14 protein-coding genes are annotated in these 18,211 nt (G+C 62.5%); 13 read left to right on the forward strand and 1 reads right to left on the reverse strand.

The genetic code is table 11. The features are described from left to right. The first annotated feature begins 31 nt into the window (after positions 1–31). From AC1DJB_RS00785 to AC1DJB_RS00815, 7 genes are all read left to right on the forward strand, one after another. A complete protein-coding gene (locus AC1DJB_RS00785; RefSeq protein ID WP_284755100.1) occupies positions 32–3,931 on the forward strand; it encodes a DNA-directed RNA polymerase subunit beta' in 3,900 nt (1,299 codons plus the stop codon). Positions 3,932–4,310: 379 nt separating this feature from the next. Then, on the forward strand, positions 4,311–4,685 hold the full coding sequence (gene rpsL / locus AC1DJB_RS00790; protein ID WP_009358312.1) for a 30S ribosomal protein S12: 375 nt from the start codon (positions 4,311–4,313) through the stop codon (positions 4,683–4,685). A gap of 1 nt (position 4,686) precedes the next feature. Continuing rightward, positions 4,687–5,157 carry a 30S ribosomal protein S7 gene (rpsG, locus tag AC1DJB_RS00795; protein ID WP_059387355.1) on the forward strand — a complete coding sequence of 157 codons (471 nt, stop codon included), beginning with the start codon at positions 4,687–4,689 and terminating at the stop codon, positions 5,155–5,157. 68 nt (positions 5,158–5,225) lie between these two features. Beyond that, positions 5,226–7,340 carry an elongation factor G gene (gene fusA / locus AC1DJB_RS00800; protein WP_476909835.1) on the forward strand — a complete coding sequence of 705 codons (2,115 nt, stop codon included), beginning with the start codon at positions 5,226–5,228 and terminating at the stop codon, positions 7,338–7,340. 235 nt (positions 7,341–7,575) lie between these two features. Further along, complete coding sequence (gene tuf / locus AC1DJB_RS00805) at positions 7,576–8,766, forward strand: elongation factor Tu (protein WP_059387357.1); 1,191 nt, start codon at positions 7,576–7,578, stop codon at positions 8,764–8,766. 196 nt (positions 8,767–8,962) lie between these two features. Further along, positions 8,963–13,123, forward strand: a complete 4,161-nt coding sequence (locus tag AC1DJB_RS00810; RefSeq protein WP_441432577.1) for a hypothetical protein — start codon at positions 8,963–8,965, stop codon at positions 13,121–13,123. 28 nt (positions 13,124–13,151) lie between these two features. Continuing rightward, positions 13,152–13,277 carry a hypothetical protein gene (locus AC1DJB_RS00815; RefSeq protein ID WP_284991831.1) on the forward strand — a complete coding sequence of 42 codons (126 nt, stop codon included), beginning with the start codon at positions 13,152–13,154 and terminating at the stop codon, positions 13,275–13,277. A gap of 33 nt (positions 13,278–13,310) precedes the next feature. On the opposite strand, the gene AC1DJB_RS00820 is transcribed toward AC1DJB_RS00815, so the two are convergent. Continuing rightward, positions 13,311–14,738 carry a GH1 family beta-glucosidase gene (locus AC1DJB_RS00820; protein WP_307052492.1) on the reverse strand — a complete coding sequence of 476 codons (1,428 nt, stop codon included), beginning with the start codon at positions 14,736–14,738 and terminating at the stop codon, positions 13,311–13,313. 388 nt (positions 14,739–15,126) lie between these two features. Here AC1DJB_RS00820 and rpsJ point away from each other — a divergent pair, with 388 nt between their 5' ends. The 6 genes from rpsJ to rpsS are packed head-to-tail and all read left to right on the forward strand — an operon-like array spanning position 15,127 to position 18,191. Continuing rightward, complete coding sequence (gene rpsJ, locus AC1DJB_RS00825; protein ID WP_003803825.1) at positions 15,127–15,435, forward strand: 30S ribosomal protein S10; 309 nt, start codon at positions 15,127–15,129, stop codon at positions 15,433–15,435. 18 nt (positions 15,436–15,453) lie between these two features. Next, entirely contained in the window at positions 15,454–16,104 is a 651-nt protein-coding gene (rplC, locus tag AC1DJB_RS00830; protein WP_059387360.1) for a 50S ribosomal protein L3, read from the forward strand. A 4-nt stretch (positions 16,105–16,108) separates the two neighbouring features. Then, on the forward strand, positions 16,109–16,726 hold the full coding sequence (gene rplD, locus AC1DJB_RS00835; protein WP_059387361.1) for a 50S ribosomal protein L4: 618 nt from the start codon (positions 16,109–16,111) through the stop codon (positions 16,724–16,726). Continuing rightward, positions 16,723–17,028, forward strand: coding sequence for a 50S ribosomal protein L23 (rplW, locus tag AC1DJB_RS00840; RefSeq protein WP_059387362.1), 306 nt, complete (start codon positions 16,723–16,725; stop codon positions 17,026–17,028). The genes rplD and rplW overlap by 4 nt, the downstream gene beginning before the upstream one ends. A 29-nt stretch (positions 17,029–17,057) precedes the next feature. Continuing rightward, positions 17,058–17,897 (forward strand): 50S ribosomal protein L2, encoded by an 840-nt coding sequence (gene rplB, locus AC1DJB_RS00845; protein ID WP_028265104.1) that lies wholly within the window; start codon positions 17,058–17,060, stop codon positions 17,895–17,897. A gap of 12 nt (positions 17,898–17,909) precedes the next feature. Next, positions 17,910–18,191, forward strand: coding sequence for a 30S ribosomal protein S19 (gene rpsS, locus AC1DJB_RS00850; RefSeq protein WP_018773666.1), 282 nt, complete (start codon positions 17,910–17,912; stop codon positions 18,189–18,191). Positions 18,192–18,211: the final 20 nt, after the last annotated feature.

Here is an 18,211-nt window from a genome sequence, read left to right on the forward strand (position 1 = left end):
AATTTAGAGAACAAGAGAGAACAGGGACCATATGTCCAGCGAATCCTCCTTCGGCCTCATGCAGATCGGCCTCGCCACCGCGGAAGACATCCGCGGCTGGTCTTACGGTGAGGTCAAGAAGCCGGAAACCATCAACTACCGCACGCTCAAGCCCGAGAAGGACGGCCTCTTCTGCGAGAAGATCTTCGGCCCGTCCCGGGACTGGGAATGCTACTGCGGCAAGTACAAGCGCGTGCGCTTCAAGGGCATCATCTGCGAGCGTTGTGGCGTTGAAGTCACCCGCGCCAAGGTGCGCCGCGAGCGCATGGGCCACATCGAGCTGGCCGCTCCCGTCACGCACATCTGGTACTTCAAGGGTGTTCCCTCCCGTTTGGGCTACCTCCTTGACCTGGCACCGAAGGACCTTGAAAAGGTCATCTACTTCGCTGCCTACATGATTACGAGCGTCGACACCGAGAGCCGTCACGCGGAACTGCCGAACCTTCAGGTGGAGCACGACCTCGAGAAGAAGCAGCTCGTCGACAACCGCGACAGTGACATCGCCACGATTGCCCGCGACCTTGAGGACGAGCTTGCCCGCCTCGAAGGTGAAGGCGCCAAGGCTGCGGACAAGAAGAAGGCCCGCGACTCCGCGGACCGCCAGATGGCCAACGTCCGCAAGCGCGCGGATGCTGAGATCGAGCGCCTCGAGCAGGTCTGGGACCGCTTCAAGAACCTGAAGGTCGCCGACCTCGAGGGTGACGAAGGCCTGTACCGCGAACTGCGCGACCGTTACGGCATGTACTTCGAAGGCTCCATGGGTGCCGAAGCCATCAAGAAGCGTCTTGAGAACTTCGACATGCAGGCAGAGTCGGAGTCCCTCCGCGACACCATCCAGAACGGCAAGGGCCAGCGCAAGACGCGTGCCCTCAAGCGACTGAAGGTTGTCAACGCTTTCCTGACCACCAACAACAGCCCGCTTGGCATGGTGCTGGACGCCGTCCCGGTGATCCCGCCGGAACTGCGCCCGATGGTCCAGCTGGACGGTGGCCGCTTCGCGACCTCCGACCTCAACGACCTGTACCGCCGTGTGATCAACCGCAACAACCGACTCAAGCGACTGCTTGACCTCGGCGCTCCGGAGATCATCGTCAACAACGAGAAGCGCATGCTTCAGGAAGCTGTTGACAGCCTCTTCGACAACGGCCGTCGCGGCCGTCCCGTCACGGGTCCGGGCAACCGTCCGCTGAAGTCCCTGAGCGACATGCTCAAGGGCAAGCAGGGCCGTTTCCGCCAGAACCTCCTCGGCAAGCGCGTCGACTACTCCGGCCGTTCGGTCATCGTCGTCGGCCCGCAGCTGAAGCTGCACCAGTGTGGTCTGCCCAAGCAGATGGCCCTGGAGCTCTTCAAGCCGTTCGTGATGAAGCGCCTGGTTGACCTCAACCACGCGCAGAACATCAAGTCGGCAAAGCGCATGGTCGAGCGTTACCGCCCGCAGGTCTGGGACGTGCTGGAAGAGATCATCACCGAACACCCGGTGCTGCTCAACCGTGCACCTACCCTGCACCGCCTCGGCATCCAGGCATTCGAGCCGCAGCTTGTTGAAGGCAAGGCCATCCAGCTTCACCCGCTGGTGTGTGGCGCCTTCAACGCCGACTTCGACGGTGACCAGATGGCAGTCCACCTGCCGCTGAGCCCCGAAGCGCAGGCTGAAGCCCGGATCCTGATGCTGTCCTCCAACAACATCTTGAAGCCGTCAGATGGCCGTCCGGTGACCTTGCCTTCGCAGGACATGATCATCGGTCTGTACCACCTGACCACCAAGCGCGTTGGTTCCGCAGGCGAAGGCCGTATCTTCTCCTCGGTTTCGGAAGCCATCATGGCCTACGATGCCCGCGAGCTGCACCTGAACTCCCAGGTCAAGATCCGCCTTGAGGGCTTTGTGCCTTACGCCGGCTGGGAAGCTCCGGAAGGTTGGGAGCCGGGTCAGACCGCACTGGTCCAGACCTCCCTCGGCCAGGTTCTCTTCAACGAGACCCTGCCGGAGGACTACCCGTGGGTTGAGGCTGTTGCCGACAAGGGCGAGCTTTCCCGTATCGTCAACGACCTCGCAGAGCGCTACCCGAAGGTTGTCACGGCTGCAACGCTGGACAACCTGAAGGACGCCGGTTTCTACTGGGCAACCCGCTCGGGCGTCACCGTGGCAATCTCCGACATCGAGGTGCCCACCTCCAAGCCGGCCATCCTTGCCGGTTACGAGACCATGGCTGCCAAGATCCAGGGCCAGTACGACAAGGGCCTGATCGACGACGACGAGCGTCGCCAGGAACTGATCGAGATCTGGAACAAGGCCACCAACGAAATCGCCCAGGCGATGCGTGACAGCCTGTCCCCGATGAACACCATCAACCGCATGGTGTCCTCCGGTGCACGTGGTAACTGGATGCAGGTCCGCCAGATCGCGGGTATCCGTGGTCTTGTGGCCAACCCGAAGGGTGAGATCATCCCGCGTCCGATCAAGTCCTCGTACCGCGAGGGCCTGTCGGTGCTGGAATACTTCATCGCCACGCACGGTGCCCGTAAGGGTCTGGCCGACACCGCGCTGCGTACCGCCAACTCGGGTTACCTGACCCGTCGTCTGGTGGACGTTTCGCAGGACGTCATCGTCCGTGAAGAGGACTGTGGCACCGAGCGTGGTCTCATGACCGCAATCGCCGTGCCGGACTCCAACGGTGAGCTGGTCCTTGACGAGAACGTCGAGAACAGCGCCTACGCACGTACCCTCGCCGTCGACGTCGTCGACTCCAAGGGTGCTGTGCTGGCAGCTGCCGGCACCGACTGCGGCGACGTCGTCATTGCCGAGCTGCTCGCAGCCGGCATCACCGAGGTCAAGGTCCGTTCCGTGCTCACGTGTGAGTCCAAGGTCGGTACCTGTGCGCTCTGCTACGGCCGTTCGCTGGCCACTGGCAAGACCGTGGACATCGGAGAGGCCGTCGGCATCATCGCCGCACAGTCCATCGGTGAACCCGGTACCCAGCTGACCATGCGTACGTTCCACACCGGTGGTGCTGTTTCCGCCAGCGGTGGCGACGACATCACCCAGGGTCTGCCCCGTATCCAGGAGCTCTTCGAAGCCCGTACTCCGAAGGGTGTTGCACCGATTGCTGAAGCAGCCGGCCGCATCGCCATCGAAGAGTCCGAGCGCCAGATGCGCCTCATCATCACCCCGGACGATGGTTCCGAGGAGATCGCCTACCCGGTGCTGCGCCGTTCCCGCCTCCTCATCGAGGATGGCGAGCACGTCAGCGTCGGCCAGAAGCTGATCAACGGTCCTGTGGACCCGAAGCAGGTTCTGCGCATCATGGGTCCGCGTGCCGCCCAGAAGTTCCTGGTGGACGAGGTCCAGGGCGTTTACCGCAGCCAGGGCATCGGCATCCACGACAAGCACGTGGAAGTCATCGTCCGTCAGATGCTGCGCCGCGTGACCGTCATCGAATCCGGCGACTCCGATCTGCTTCCGGGCGAGCTCGCTGAGCGCAGCCGCTTCGAAGACGAGAACCGTCGCGTGGTGTCCGAAGGCCGTACCCCGGCTTCCGGCCGTCCGGAACTGATGGGTATCACCAAGGCATCTCTGGCAACTGAGTCCTGGCTGTCGGCCGCTTCCTTCCAGGAGACCACCCGCGTTCTGACGCAGGCGGCCATGGAAGGCAAGAGCGACCCGTTGCTCGGCCTCAAGGAGAACGTCATCATCGGTAAGCTCATCCCGGCCGGTACGGGTTTGCCCCGTTACACCGAGGTCACCGTGGAGCCGACTGAAGAAGCAAAGGCAAGCCTGTTCACGGGCCCCAGCGCCTTCACCGACTTCTCGTATGACGCCCTGGGCGGCGACGGAGCTCCCGAGTTCCACGCCATCCCGCTGGATGACTACGATCTCGGCAACGACTTCCGCTGAGAAGTCTGAAACGCAAGGACCCCGTACTCACTGAGTGCGGGGTCCTTCCCGTTAAGCGCCCGACGACGGCGGCCGGCACCCGCCGTCGTGGTTCACCCCTCTACACCCGATTAAGGCCTCAGATCAAGCCATGCTAGAATTCTGGTAATTGTTCTGTGTGGCAGTGGATGAAGGCCGCCGCAGCATCATTTCGGTTTTGTTCTCATGATGTTGGGTGGAGCCTGTTTCCGGGTTGCGGGCTACGTGCGCAACGAATGCCGCACTTTTGCACGCCCACCGGTCTTCGGGCCAGGGTCGCATGGACAACGCCAAAGCTCTCACGCAAACACAGGCCAACGCCTGGGCGCGGAGCAGAGATCAACCAACGGAGAACACGAAAGTGCCTACGATTAACCAGCTGGTCCGCAAGGGCCGCACGCCGAAGGTCTCCAAGACCAAGGCTCCCGCGCTTAAGGGCAGCCCGATGCGCCGCGGTGTTTGCACCCGCGTTTACACGACCACCCCGAAGAAGCCGAACTCGGCTCTCCGTAAGGTTGCTCGTGTCCGCCTCAACGGTGGCGTTGAAGTTACCGCCTACATCCCCGGTGTTGGCCACAACCTCCAGGAGCACTCCATCGTGCTGGTCCGTGGTGGTCGTGTGAAGGACCTTCCGGGTGTCCGTTACAAGATCGTCCGTGGTGCCCTCGATACCCAGGGTGTCAAGAACCGCAAGCAGGCCCGCAGCCGCTACGGCGCAAAGATGGAGAAGAAGTAATATGCCTCGCAAGGGTCCGGCCCCGAAGCGGCCGCTAGTTTCCGATCCCGTTTACGGTTCCCCGTTGGTCACCCAGCTGATCAACAAGGTTCTGATCGACGGCAAGAAGTCCACCGCAGAGCGCATCGTTTACGGCGCACTCGAAGGTGCACGCGCCAAGTCCGGTGGCGACCCCGTCGCCGCCCTCAAGAAGGCCATGGACAACGTCAAGCCTTCCCTCGAGGTCCGCTCCCGCCGTGTCGGTGGCGCAACCTACCAGGTTCCCGTTGAGGTCAAGCCGGGCCGCTCCACCGCCCTCGCTCTCCGCTGGCTGGTTGGCTACTCCAAGGCCCGCCGCGAGAAGACGATGACCGAGCGCCTCCAGAACGAAATCCTGGATGCGTCCAACGGTCTCGGTGCCGCTGTGAAGCGTCGCGAAGACACCCACAAGATGGCCGAGTCGAACAAGGCCTTCGCACACTACCGCTGGTAAAACTTCCCGTACGCCGCCGGCTCCCTGAGCTGGCGGCGAACGTGTAGTCCATCCGAAAGGGAGACACCGTGGCACAGGACGTGCTTACCGACCTTAGCAAGGTCCGCAACATCGGCATCATGGCCCACATCGATGCCGGCAAGACCACCACCACCGAGCGCATCCTGTTCTACACGGGTGTGAACCACAAGATCGGCGAAACGCACGACGGTGCTTCGACGACTGACTGGATGGAACAGGAAAAGGAACGCGGCATCACCATCACGTCTGCCGCCGTGACCTGCTTCTGGGACAAGAACCAGATCAACATCATTGACACCCCGGGCCACGTGGACTTCACGGTTGAGGTCGAGCGCTCGCTGCGCGTCCTCGACGGCGCCGTTGCTGTCTTCGATGGCAAGGAAGGCGTTGAGCCGCAGTCCGAGACTGTTTGGCGCCAGGCCGACAAGTACAACGTGCCGCGTATCTGCTTCGTCAACAAGATGGACAAGCTCGGCGCTGACTTCTACTTCACCGTAGACACCATCATCAGCCGCCTCGGCGCCAAGCCGCTGGTTCTCCAGCTGCCCATCGGTGCAGAGAACGACTTCATCGGCGTCGTGGATCTCCTTGAGATGCGCGCACTGGTGTGGCCGGGCGATGCCAAGGGTGACGTCACCATGGGTGCCAAGTACGAGGTCCAGGAGATCCCCGCCGATCTCCAGGCCAAGGCTGAGGAATACCGTGCACAGCTCGTTGAGACTGTTGCCGAGGCTTCCGAGGAACTCATGGAGAAGTACCTCGACGGTGAAGAACTCACTGTCGAGGAGCTCAAGGCCGGCATCCGCAAGATGACCATCAACTCCGAGCTCTACCCGGTTCTCTGTGGTTCTGCCTTCAAGAACCGCGGCGTACAGCCGATGCTGGATGCTGTTGTTGACTTCCTGCCGAACCCGCTCGACGTCCCGCCCATGGTCGGTCACGACCCGCGCGACGAAGAGAAGGAGCTCACCCGCAAGCCTTCCGCCGAGGAGCCGTTCTCGGCCCTCGCGTTCAAGATTGCGGCGCACCCGTTCTTCGGTCAGCTCACCTTCATCCGCGTGTACTCCGGTCACGTGGAAGCAGGCGCCCAGGTGGTCAACTCCACCAAGGGCAAGAAGGAGCGCATCGGCAAGCTGTTCCAGATGCACGCCAACAAGGAAATGCCTGTTGAAGGCGCTACCGCGGGCCACATCTACGCAGCAATCGGTCTGAAGGACACCACCACGGGCGACACCCTGTGCGACGCCAACAACCAGATCGTCCTCGAGTCCATGAGCTTCCCGGAGCCCGTGATCTCGGTTGCCATCGAGCCGAACACCAAGGGTGACCAGGAGAAGCTCTCCACGGCCATCCAGAAGCTCTCCGCTGAGGACCCGACCTTCCAGGTCTCCCTCAACGAAGACACCGGTCAGACCATCATCGCCGGCATGGGCGAGCTCCACCTGGACATCCTGGTGGACCGCATGCGCCGCGAATTCAAGGTCGAGGCAAACGTCGGCAAGCCGCAGGTTGCTTACCGCGAAACCATCAAGCGCGCTGTAGAGCGTCACGACTACACGCACAAGAAGCAGACCGGTGGTTCGGGTCAGTTCGCAAAGATCCAGATCGCTATCGAGCCGATGGACACCGCCGACGGCGAGCTCTACGCGTTCGAGAACAAGGTCACCGGTGGCCGCGTGCCCCGCGAGTACATCCCGTCCGTTGACGCGGGCATCCAGGATGCGCTCAACGACGGCGTTCTGGCAGGCTACCCGGTTGTCGGCATCAAGGCCACGCTGATTGACGGCGCGTACCACGATGTTGACTCCTCGGAAATGGCGTTCAAGATCGCCGGCCGTATGGCTTTCAAGGAAGCCGCACGCAAGGCGAACCCGGTTCTGCTCGAACCGCTGATGGATGTTGAGGTCCGCACCCCTGAGGAATACATGGGTGAAGTAATCGGTGACCTGAACTCCCGCCGTGGCCAGATGCAGTCCATGGAAGACGCCGCTGGCGTCAAGGTGATCCGTGCGCACGTTCCGCTGTCCGGCATGTTCGGCTACATCGGTGACCTGCGTTCGAAGACCCAGGGCCGTGCTGTGTACTCCATGACGTTCAACAGCTACGCCGAGGTCCCGAAGGCAGTTRCCGACGAGATCATCCAGAAGAACCGCGGCGAGTAATCACCGACGGATAAACCAGGATGTTGGCCCGTTCCGGGAAAGCATTCAGCGCAGGCGCCGGGCTGTAGCCCAGGCCGCAGTCCGGTCCTTGCGCGAACAGACTCCAGGTACCAACATTGGTCCCTGAATCTGCAATTTCACCAAATCCAAAGCCCCCAAGTAGACTTGCTGGAGTTTCTGCCGCGAAAAGCGCGGCCGAGGAGCAACTCACTTGAAATCGTTCTAGGAGGAACCTGTGGCAAAGGCAAAGTTCGAGCGGACTAAGCCGCACGTCAACATCGGCACCATTGGTCACGTTGACCACGGTAAGACGACGCTGACTGCCGCCATTTCCAAGGTGCTGTACGACAAGTACCCCACTCTCAACGAGCAGCGCGACTTCGCGTCGATTGACTCTGCTCCGGAAGAGCGCCAGCGTGGTATTACCATCAACATCTCCCACGTTGAGTACCAGACCGAGAAGCGCCACTACGCACACGTAGACGCTCCGGGTCACGCTGACTACATCAAGAACATGATCACCGGTGCTGCCCAGATGGACGGTGCGATCCTCGTGGTTGCCGCCACTGACGGCCCGATGGCTCAGACCCGCGAGCACGTTCTGCTCGCCCGCCAGGTTGGTGTTCCCTACCTGCTGGTCGCGCTGAACAAGTCCGACATGGTCGACGACGAAGAGCTTCTCGACCTCGTTGAAATGGAAGTTCGCGAGCTGCTCAGCGCTCAGGGCTTCGATGGCGACGACGCTCCCGTTGTCCGCGTTTCCGGCCTCAAGGCACTCGAAGGCGACCCGGTTTGGGTCAAGTCCGTCGAGGACCTCATGGAAGCTGTCGACAACTCGGTTCCGGACCCCGTTCGTGACCGCGACAAGCCGTTCCTGATGCCGATCGAAGACGTCTTCACGATCACCGGTCGTGGCACCGTTGTTACGGGTCGCGCCGAGCGCGGTACCCTCGCGATCAACTCGGAAGTTGAAATCGTTGGTATCCGTCCGGTCCAGAAGACCACCGTTACCGGTATCGAGATGTTCCACAAGCAGCTCGACGAAGCATGGGCCGGCGAGAACTGTGGCCTCCTGCTCCGCGGTCTGAAGCGCGACGACGTCGAGCGTGGCCAGGTTGTCGTCAAGCCGGGTTCCATCACCCCGCACACCGACTTCGAGGCCAACGTCTACATCCTGTCCAAGGACGAAGGCGGACGTCACAACCCGTTCTACTCGAACTACCGCCCGCAGTTCTACTTCCGTACCACGGACGTAACCGGCGTTATCACCCTGCCGGAAGGCACGGAAATGGTTATGCCTGGCGACAACACTGAGATGACCGTTGAGCTCATCCAGCCGATCGCTATGGAAGAGGGCCTCGGCTTCGCAATCCGTGAAGGTGGCCGCACCGTTGGTTCGGGACGTGTTACCAAGATCATCAAGTAGTTTCTACTTGTAGATCGGTGGAGGATCGGACGCCTGGCGTCCGGTAGCAAAGCAAAGAAGAACCCCGTCACTATTGTGGCGGGGTTCTTCTTTGCTATGGTTTATCTATCGAATGGATTAATGACGAAGTGTGGATCCGTGACTTCGCGGATCCGCAGGCCGTGCGGCTTCGTCGCCCGTGGACAGGAGAGCAGGAATGTCTGGCTTCTTTGGCACCATCCTCGTAATGGTTTTTGTCCTGGTCACTGCTTTGGTGTCGTATTCCTCAGGGAAATCGAAAGGGCGTTGGCTTGCCGAACGTGCTGCCTCACGGCTTGCAGACGATTCCGTCAGGCAGTATCGCTCAGGCTATCTGGCCGGCCACCTTGCAGGGTGGCGCGACGCCGAGGCCCACCGCGGCGCTGCTCCCGCGGAGTACCGGGAGTCCGGCCCGTCGCGCCCGGAGGGTTGGCAAACGCGCGCGACAGCTCCCGTCCAGGACGTCCCGGCCCTAGCAACTCCAGGCCAGGCCGCCCCAGCCAAGACCGTTCCGGCCCTGCCCGTTCCACTTGAACCTTGGCCATTCCCCATCCAGCCGCAACCAGCCCGGATGCAAGCAATCCAGTCGCCAGAGGCCCGGATCCCGCCGGAGGCCCTGCGGGAAGAGGAAGCGGCCCGGAAGCGGAAGCGGGATCGGCAGAACATCAACATCACCCTCTACGTGGCAAGCCTTCTGCTGGTCGCCGCTTCGGCGCTGTTCATCGGCTCCGGCCTTCCGTCCGTTCTCCGCTTCGTCGGAGTCTGGGCCATCACGGCTGCCTTCTATGCTGCGGGTTTCATCCTCCATGCGAGGGCTTCCAGGCTTCGGCCCGCCGCGATCGCCTTCGCGGGAACAGGCCTTGCGTTGATCCCCGTGACGGGCCTGGCGATGTACAACTTCGCGTTGCACAATGGCCCGGCGGCCTGGCTGGTTACGTCCGTCGTCGGGACAGTGGCCTATGTTGTCGCCGCGGTGCGACTCGACAACAGGGTTCTCGCTTTCCTGTCGTTGAGCTTCGTGGTCTCCGCGGCGTGGTCGGGCGTGTCCATGCTGGGCGGTGCCCTCGTCTGGTATTTCGCATGCCTGATCGGATTCGCCGTAGTCCTGACCCTGATAGCCATGCGCAGACCGCGCTGGCTTCCGCCGGTCTATGTCCGGCCCTTGATGTCCCTCCACCCCTATGTGGTGCCGCTCGTTACGCTTGCCGCGAGCTTCGTTCCCCAACATTTGGGGAAGGGCGAGTACGCCATCGTCATGATGGCGTGTGGACTGTATTTTGCCGTGATGGCGGCCCTTCCGCAGGGCATCTTCCGGCTCCCACAGTTCTATGCCGCGCGGCTCTCATTCACGGTGGCGTTCCTTGTACTCCTGTCCGACGCGGGGCTTGGACTCCCGGAAGTGCTGCTGGCCGGCATCGTTCTCCTTGCGGCGCAGTCGCTATGGTCGGCATTCGACAGCAGCAGGCTGGTCCGTTGGTTCCCTGGGCCGGGCACATCCCAGGCGATCCGGCGCTGCCGCATTGATGCCGTGGCGTGTTTTGGCCTTCAATCGGCGGCTGCCTTCATGGCGGGCTTTGCCATCCTGGTCCGGCATTCCGGGACGCCCGTGGGGATCCCGTTGTTCGCGGCCCTCCTGTGCGGTCTGGTCCTGGCGTGGAAGCTGGGCGGCGAGGCCGAGTGGCTCCCTGTTGCCGCTCTTGTGATTGCTGCCCCGTTTGCCGATGAGCTGGGCGGTTGGCCGACAGCGGCATTGTTGGCTATCGCCGGCGCGTTCTGGCTGCTGCGCGCAAGCAGGCCTAGGGAGGGCAAACGCAAGGCCTTTGTCCTCGCGGGGCGCATTGCGCTCACTCTCAGTGTCCCGGCAGCGACGGCGGCGGTAGTGCCGGAGACTCCCGAGCGCCTTGCCGCCGTCGTCCTGGCGTTCCTCGCCGCAGTGACGTTCCAGTTGCTATTGGAGGCCGCGCTGATCCGCTCGGGTGTCAGCACCTTCGCGCCGACCGCCTGCCTCGCAGCCTTTGCCGGTACCGGCATGGCAGCGCTGCCTTTGCTTTTTTTGCTGGACCAAGCATCGGGCCAGCCCCTCACTGTATCGGCCGTGGTGATTCATGTCCTTGCAGTCGCTTTGCTCGGCTTGACGCTGTTCCCGAAAGCTGTGGGCGACGCCGTGAGGACCGGAAGGGTGGTCGAGTTCCTCGCCCCGGCGGCATTTGCCTGGTCGGGGGCGTTGTCCTTCGGGGCAGTGTCCGTGTCGTTGGGAAACACGGTGTTGCTCGTCGGCGCGCTGTACTTCGCCGTTCAGGCGCTCCGCCTTCCCCGCACCCTGCATCGCCGCAGCTATTGGTGGGCAGCCCGTGCGCTCGTCACCCTGCTCGCCGGCACAGGCTATCTGCAGCTGCTCCGGGACGGAGGCGATTTGGTGGTGGCGGGGGAGAGGCTTCAGCTTGCCACCGTGGTGTTCGTCGCCTTGACAGTCCAACTGATTCCGCCCCTCGTGGAGGCGGTCCGCAGTATTGACCGGGGCCTTGCGACAGTCGATTCCGCCGTGGTGCTCCCCTTCATGGCCGGCGCAGTCGCCGTCGTCAGCGTCTCCGGGAGGTACTCCGACGGCTCCGTGGCCGGAAGCTGGCAGGCGGTGGCGATCTCGATCACCATGGCGGGGTCGGCTGTGGCGGCGGGGTTCCTGCTTCGCACCGAGGCCGCCTCCGCGGTCTTCGCGCCGGCGACGTTGGCGCTCTTGCTATTGCTTCGCGGTGGGCACATTCACGAGGTCGAGGCTTTGCTTGCCATCTTCGCCGTATTCAGCGCCGTCATGGTCGCTGCGGTGCCCGCGCGCATGGCGAAGGGCGTCTACTTCATCGCCGCCAGGATTCTCACGGCCGCCGTTGCCGCGGTATTTGCCCACGACGTATCAGCCTCCGCCACGGCGGTGTCGCTGACTTTCGCGGGAGTCCTGGTGCTGCAGCACATCATCCGCGGGCTCATGCGGAACCGATTGCAGCAGATTCCCTTCCAACAGGCGGCAGTGTGGGTGACGCTCAGCGCGCAAGCAGTGCTGCCGGCGACGTACCTTTCGTCTGTGTCTCAGCCGGAAGCCCACGACGGCGGCCGCTGGGTGCTGCTGCTTGAGCTGGCCGTGCTGTTGGTTTCCGCCGTGGTCGCGCATCGGATCTTCACCGCCCGAGGCGCTGTGTATTTCACCATTCCGGCGTCGATCGCAGTGGTGGTGGCAGCCGGACCCGAAGTGTCCTTCCCTCCCGGGACCTGGCTGGCCGAACCCTTGCTGGGCCACACGGCTGTGCCCCTGGTGCTGCTCGCTATGTCACTCGTGGTGACTTGCGTGAGGCTACTCGTCCAACCAGGAAGCGGCGTCCCTGAACATTGGTTCTGGCTGGCGGCGGCGCTGGGCTTCGGCGGTGCCGGAGGGGTGGCGTCCGTTGACGTATCGGACACCGCCGTGGGAATGGCTGGACTGGTGCTGGCAATGGTGTGCTTCGTAGCCTCCCACGTCGAGGGAATGCCGGGCTTCTACCCGCTAGCCTCCGCCGCGAGCCTCGTTGGTGCTACTGTCTTGGCTGCTTCGGTCCTGGATGACGCTCGGCTCCTGTGGCTGTCTGGGGCTCAATGGGAGGATTTCCTGCCGTGGCTCCTGGGCTGCGCAGGATCGGCCGCTGTGCTTTACGCTGTCCGTTGGTCCCGGATCCCGGGCGTGGGATCGCACCCAGTGCGCAAGTTGTCGCTCGCTGTAACAGCAGGAGGGGGATTTGCCCTGGCCGCAGCTGCAGGCCTACTGCACGATGACACCGCTGTGGCAGGAACGTGCTTGCTCGGCGCTGCCGTGGCCGTGGCTTTCCTCGAGGTACCACGCGCCATCAGATTCGCTGTCGCGGAGCTCGGTGCGGTGCTGGTGCTCTCAGCCGCACAGCGGGCGGTCCTCTTCGTCCATGGAGCCAGGCCCGAGTTCTTTTGGGTGGTGCAGTGGTTCGCGGTCCAAGGTGCGGTTTTGGCAGGGGTGCGCTATTACGTTGGGGACGCGCTGGAGGGGCGTATCAGAGGGGGGATCGCTTCAGGCTTGTTGTCCTTCGGAGGCCTCCTCTCGATAGTGCCAGGAAGCCTCTTCCCGGGCACTGTGCCACAGCAGCTATGGGTCCTCGTCGGATTTGCGGTGCTAGTGCTTGCCGGACTTGTCCTCGCCGAGCGCACGTTCGTGTGGTGGGGTGCCGTGGGTGTTGCGCTCAGCGTGATGTGGGCCCTTCGTTCCTATGCCTTCGCGATGCTCGCCGTGATCGCCTTGGCATTGATTGTCCTTGCGGTCTGGCGCCTCAACAGGACTGCGCCCTGATACCGTTGCCTCAAGGGAGGAATGCGAAATGGGAACGCTGATTTTTCTGGTCTTGGTGGTTGTTGTGGTAGCCGGGGTGTTGTGGGGAAGGAAATACTTCCGCCGCGAGATCGAGCGCGCCAAGCGCATCAATCGGGCGAACAGGAAAGACTGATTTAGCACAATCGGTCCACAAAGTGACTTCGAATCAGCCCCGTCGCGCCTTGCTCAAGGACTGGTACCAGTAGTACGAGTCCTTGGGGGTTCTCTCAAGGGTATCGAAATCAACGTGCACCAGGCCGAACCGCTGCGAATAGCCTGCGGCCCATTCGAAGTTGTCCAGTAGCGTCCAGACGTAGTAGCCCAGAAGTTTGACGTCGTGGGCGATCCCGCCGGGGGCAGTGGCCCTCAAGGCCTGGCCAAGGTGCGAGGCAAGATAGCTGATGCGGTCGGCGTCGTGCACCGGACCCTGGGTGTGGTCCGGTTCCGGAAAGCTCGCGCCGCTCTCCGTGATGAACAGCGGAGGCAGCGCTGCTCCGTAGCGGTCCTTCAGTTCCCGCAGCAGGATTCCGAGGTGTTCGGGAGCCACAGGCCAACCGAATCCTGTCGTCTCGTATTCGGGAAACGCCGCCAGATGGAACGGCAGCTTGGCCATCATGTCCGGGGTGTTCCAGTGGGCGGTTCCGTCGCCGCGGCCCGAGGCCACCTTGACGGGGTAGTAGTAGTTCAGGCCGTAGAAATCCAACGGCTGGTGGATGGTTTTGAGGTCCTCGTCGCGGACCTTGCCCAAGGCCCGGAACCAAGGCCTTACCTGGAGCGGCGGCTTTGGGTACTTCCCCAGGAGGATGGGATCGGCGTACACCCGGTTGAAGATGAGGTCGAAGGCCTTGGCCATGAGACCGTCTGCAAGCCGCTTGCTTGCGGGCCGGACCGGAGAGTGGACATTGGCGACGCCGACAGTTCCCGCCACGCCTGCGGCGCGCAGCGCCTGGACGGCGAGGCCGTGCCCCAGCAACTGGTGGTGGGCAGCCGGCAGGGCATCGAAGAGCAGCCGCCTGCCGGGAGCGTGGACACCGAGCGCATAACCTTGCAACGCGACCGAAACCGGTTCGTTGAGGGTGACCCATTGCGCCACGCGGTCACCGAAGCGGTGTGCGGCCGCGGCGGAGTATTCGGCGAACCGTTCCGCAGTCGCCCGATTCAGCCAGCCGCCGTCGTGCTCCAACGGCAGGGGAGTATCCCAATGGAACAGGGTCACCATGGGGGAGATCCCGGCCTTCAGGAGCTTGTCGATCAGGCGGTCGTAGAAATCCAGGCCCTGTTGGTTGATGGGCCCCTTGCCGCCGGGTTGGATTCGCGGCCAGGAGAGGGAGAACCGGTAGGAATCCACGCCCAGGTCCTGCATGAGGGCAATGTCCTCGTCCGTCCGGTTGTAGTGGTCGCAGGCGACTGCAGGGGAGTGCCCGTCGACGATCGCGCCCGGTTTCTCGGCAAACGCGTCCCAGCTCGACGGTCCGCGTCCGTCCGCCGTGAGCGAGCCCTCGATCTGGAAGGCCGCGGCAGCGACACCCAAAGTGAAGTCCGGCCGGATGCGGCCTGCAAGATCCCCCACAGTGGCAGCATCTTGGACGGTCATGCCCCCATCATCCCGAGCGCAGGTGCCGATGGCAATGGTCAGGGAGGCCCGATTGGCTTATGCCGGGGAATTCCGGCATACTAGGTGAGTTGTTCAAGCGCTTCTTCGCGTCCCGATCCGGATAATGCCGGGTGTCAGGGTCCAAGCTGAAGCCCAAACATAACCCAGATCCCCAAAGGAATACGGACGCGTTTGCGTGGAAATCGCGACACGCCCGACCGCGGGGGTCGGTTACACCGGCAAGTTGAGGAACCCGGATCCCTCCGGATTCAGCTTGTGCGGCGGGTGGTAGTACTACTTCAAATGCTTCGGCAGCCACATACAACACGTAAGTGAACAGGGCAGCCTTTATTCGAGGGCAGCACAGACTGAAAGAGAGTCAGGCGACATGGCGGGACAAAAAATCCGCATCCGGCTGAAGTCATATGACCACGAGGTCATTGATGTTTCAGCGCGGAAGATCGTTGAGACGGTCACGCGCGCAGGCGCAACGGTAGTGGGCCCCGTGCCGCTGCCGACGGAGAAGAACGTGTACTGCGTTATCCGCTCTCCCCACAAGTACAAGGACAGCCGTGAGCACTTTGAAATGCGTACTCACAAGCGTCTGATCGACATCATCGACCCCACGCCGAAGGCTGTTGACTCGCTTATGCGTCTCGACCTGCCGGCTGACGTGAACATCGAAATCAAGCTGTAGGGAGGTGCTGAGAAAACTATGACCGCAACCCGTAACGTAAAGGGCCTGCTGGGCACGAAGCTCGGCATGACCCAGGTCTGGGACGAGAACAACAAGCTCATCCCGGTAACTGTCGTCCAGGCTGACTCCAACGTCATCACCCAGCTGCGCAACGCAGAGACTGATGGCTATGTCGCCGTTCAGATCGGCTACGGCCAGATCGATCCCCGCAAGGTCACCAAGCCGCTGGCTGGTCACTTTGAAAAGGCTGGCGTAACTCCTCGCCGCCACGTCGTCGAACTGCGCACTGCAGACGCCGCGTCTTACGAACTGGGCCAGGAGCTTTCTGTTGAGCTCTTCGAAGCCGGTCAGAAGATCGACGTCGTCGGCACCAGCAAGGGTAAGGGCTTCGCCGGTGTTATGAAGCGTCACGGCTTCCACGGTGTTGGAGCCTCCCACGGTGCGCACAAGAACCACCGCAAGCCCGGTTCAATCGGTGGCGCATCCACCCCGAGCCGCGTCTTCAAGGGTCTGAAAATGGCCGGTCGCATGGGCGCAGAACGTCACACCACGCTGAACCTTACGGTTCACGCTGTTGACGCCGAGAAGTCGCTGCTCCTTATCAAGGGTGCCGTCCCCGGTGCCCGCGGCCAGGTCGTCCTCGTACGCACCGCCGTGAAGGGAGCCTAGTTAAATGACTAGCACTGTCAAGGTAGACCTGCCTGCAGAGATCTTCGACGTCCAGACCAACGTGCCGCTGCTGCACCAGGTCGTCGTCGCACAGCTCGCTGCTGCTCGCCAGGGTACCCACAAGACCAAGACCCGCGCCGAAGTTTCCGGTGCAGGCCGCAAGCCGTTCAAGCAGAAGGGCACCGGCCGCGCCCGTCAGGGTTCCATCCGTGCTCCTCACATGACCGGTGGTGGCATCGTCCACGGCCCGACGCCGCGTGACTACAGCCAGCGGACCCCCAAGAAGATGAAGGCTGCCGCACTGCGTGGCGCCCTGTCCGACCGCGCCCGTAACGGCCGCATCCACGTCGTTTCTGAACTGGTTGCCGGCACCAAGCCGTCCTCCAAGGCAGCACTGGCCGCGTTGCGTGCAGTCTCCGAGCGTCGGAACCTGCTCGTTGTTATCGAGCGCGCCAACGATGTTGCCGCACTGTCCGTGCGCAACCTCGCAGATGTTCACGTTCTGTACGCAGACCAGCTGAACACCTACGACGTGCTGGTTTCCGACGACGTTGTCTTCACCAAGGCTGCGTTCGAGGCTTTCATCGCTGACAAGGCAAAGAACGAGGAGGATGCCAAGTGAGTGCAGCCACCATCAAAGACCCGCGCGACGTCGTCATTGCACCCGTCGTTTCGGAAAAGAGCTACGGCCTGATCGACGAGGGCAAGTACACCTTCCTGGTGGACCCCCGCTCGAACAAGACCGAGATCAAGCTGGCCGTGGAGAAGATTTTCTCCGTCAAGGTCGAATCGATCAACACCATCAACCGTGCCGGTAAGCGCAAGCGGACCAAATTCGGCTGGGGACAGCGCAAGAGCACCAAGCGTGCAATTGTCACCCTCAAAGAAGGCACAATCGACATCTTCGGCGGTCCGCTCGCGTAGCGGAGACCACTTTAACGAGGAAATGAATTATGGGAATCCGTAAATACAAGCCGACTACCCCGGGCCGTCGCGGCTCGAGCGTAGCCGACTTCTCCGAAATCACGCGATCGACTCCGGAAAAGTCGTTGCTGCGTCCGCTGCACAAGACTGGCGGCCGTAACAACACCGGTAAGATCACTACCCGTCACAAGGGTGGTGGCCACAAGCGCCAGTACCGTCTGATCGACTTCCGTCGCCACGACAAGGACGGCGTCAACGCCCGCGTTGCCGAAATCGAGTACGATCCGAACCGCACGGCTCGCATCGCCCTCCTGCACTACGTTGATGGCACCAAGCGTTACATCATCGCCCCGAACAAGCTGTCCCAGGGTGACTTCGTCGAGGCTGGCCCCGACGCTGACATCAAGCCGGGCAACAACTTGCCGCTGCGCAACATCCCGGTTGGTACCACCATCCACGCAGTTGAACTGCGTCCGGGTGGCGGCGCCAAGATGGCCCGTTCCGCAGGTGCTTCGGTTCAGCTCGTCGCCAAGGAAGGCCGTTTCGCCCAGCTGCGTCTGCCCTCCGGTGAAATCCGCAACGTTGACGTGCGCTGCCGCGCAACCGTCGGCGAGGTCGGCAACGCCGAGCAGTCGAACATCAACTGGGGTAAGGCCGGCCGTATGCGCTGGAAGGGCGTTCGCCCGACCGTCCGTGGTGTCGCCATGAACCCGGTCGATCACCCGCACGGTGGTGGTGAAGGTAAGACTTCCGGTGGACGCCACCCGGTCAACCCGAACGGTAAGCGTGAAGGCCGCACCCGCCGCCCCAACAAAGAGAGCGACAAGCTTATTGTTCGTCGCCGCCGTACTGGCAAGAACAAGCGATAGGAGCCTGGACACATGCCACGCAGCCTGAAAAAAGGTCCTTTCGTAGACCAGCACCTCTTTGTGAAGGTCGCCAGGGAAAACGAAAAGGGCACCAAGAACGTCATCAAGACCTGGTCCCGCCGTTCGATGATCGTCCCGGACATGCTGGGTCACACGATTGCCGTTCACGACGGACGCAAGCACATTCCGGTGTTTGTCACTGAGTCGATGGTCGGGCACAAGCTCGGCGAATTCGCTCCCACGCGGACATTCCGCGGCCATGTCAAGGACGACCGTAAGGGCAAGCGCCGCTAAGGCGCTCGCTCTACGGCTAA

The sequence above is a fragment of the Arthrobacter sp. 01T428 genome (genome assembly GCF_056398685.1).

What these genes read in the sequence shown, in the direction of transcription:
- AC1DJB_RS00785 (WP_284755100.1), top strand. Translation starts at nt 32, where the DNA reads ATGTCCAGCGAATCCTCCTTCGGCCTCATGCAGATCGGCCTCGCCACC.
- rpsG (WP_059387355.1), top strand. Translation starts at nt 4,687, where the DNA reads ATGCCTCGCAAGGGTCCGGCCCCGAAGCGGCCGCTAGTTTCCGATCCC.
- AC1DJB_RS00810 (WP_441432577.1), top strand. Translation starts at nt 8,963, where the DNA reads ATGTCTGGCTTCTTTGGCACCATCCTCGTAATGGTTTTTGTCCTGGTC.
- AC1DJB_RS00815 (WP_284991831.1), top strand. Translation starts at nt 13,152, where the DNA reads ATGGGAACGCTGATTTTTCTGGTCTTGGTGGTTGTTGTGGTAGCCGGG.
- AC1DJB_RS00820 (WP_307052492.1), bottom strand. Translation starts at nt 14,738, where the DNA reads ATGACCGTCCAAGATGCTGCCACTGTGGGGGATCTTGCAGGCCGCATC.
- rpsJ (WP_003803825.1), top strand. Translation starts at nt 15,127, where the DNA reads ATGGCGGGACAAAAAATCCGCATCCGGCTGAAGTCATATGACCACGAG.
- rplC (WP_059387360.1), top strand. Translation starts at nt 15,454, where the DNA reads ATGACCGCAACCCGTAACGTAAAGGGCCTGCTGGGCACGAAGCTCGGC.
- rplD (WP_059387361.1), top strand. Translation starts at nt 16,109, where the DNA reads ATGACTAGCACTGTCAAGGTAGACCTGCCTGCAGAGATCTTCGACGTC.
- rplB (WP_028265104.1), top strand. Translation starts at nt 17,058, where the DNA reads ATGGGAATCCGTAAATACAAGCCGACTACCCCGGGCCGTCGCGGCTCG.
- rpsS (WP_018773666.1), top strand. Translation starts at nt 17,910, where the DNA reads ATGCCACGCAGCCTGAAAAAAGGTCCTTTCGTAGACCAGCACCTCTTT.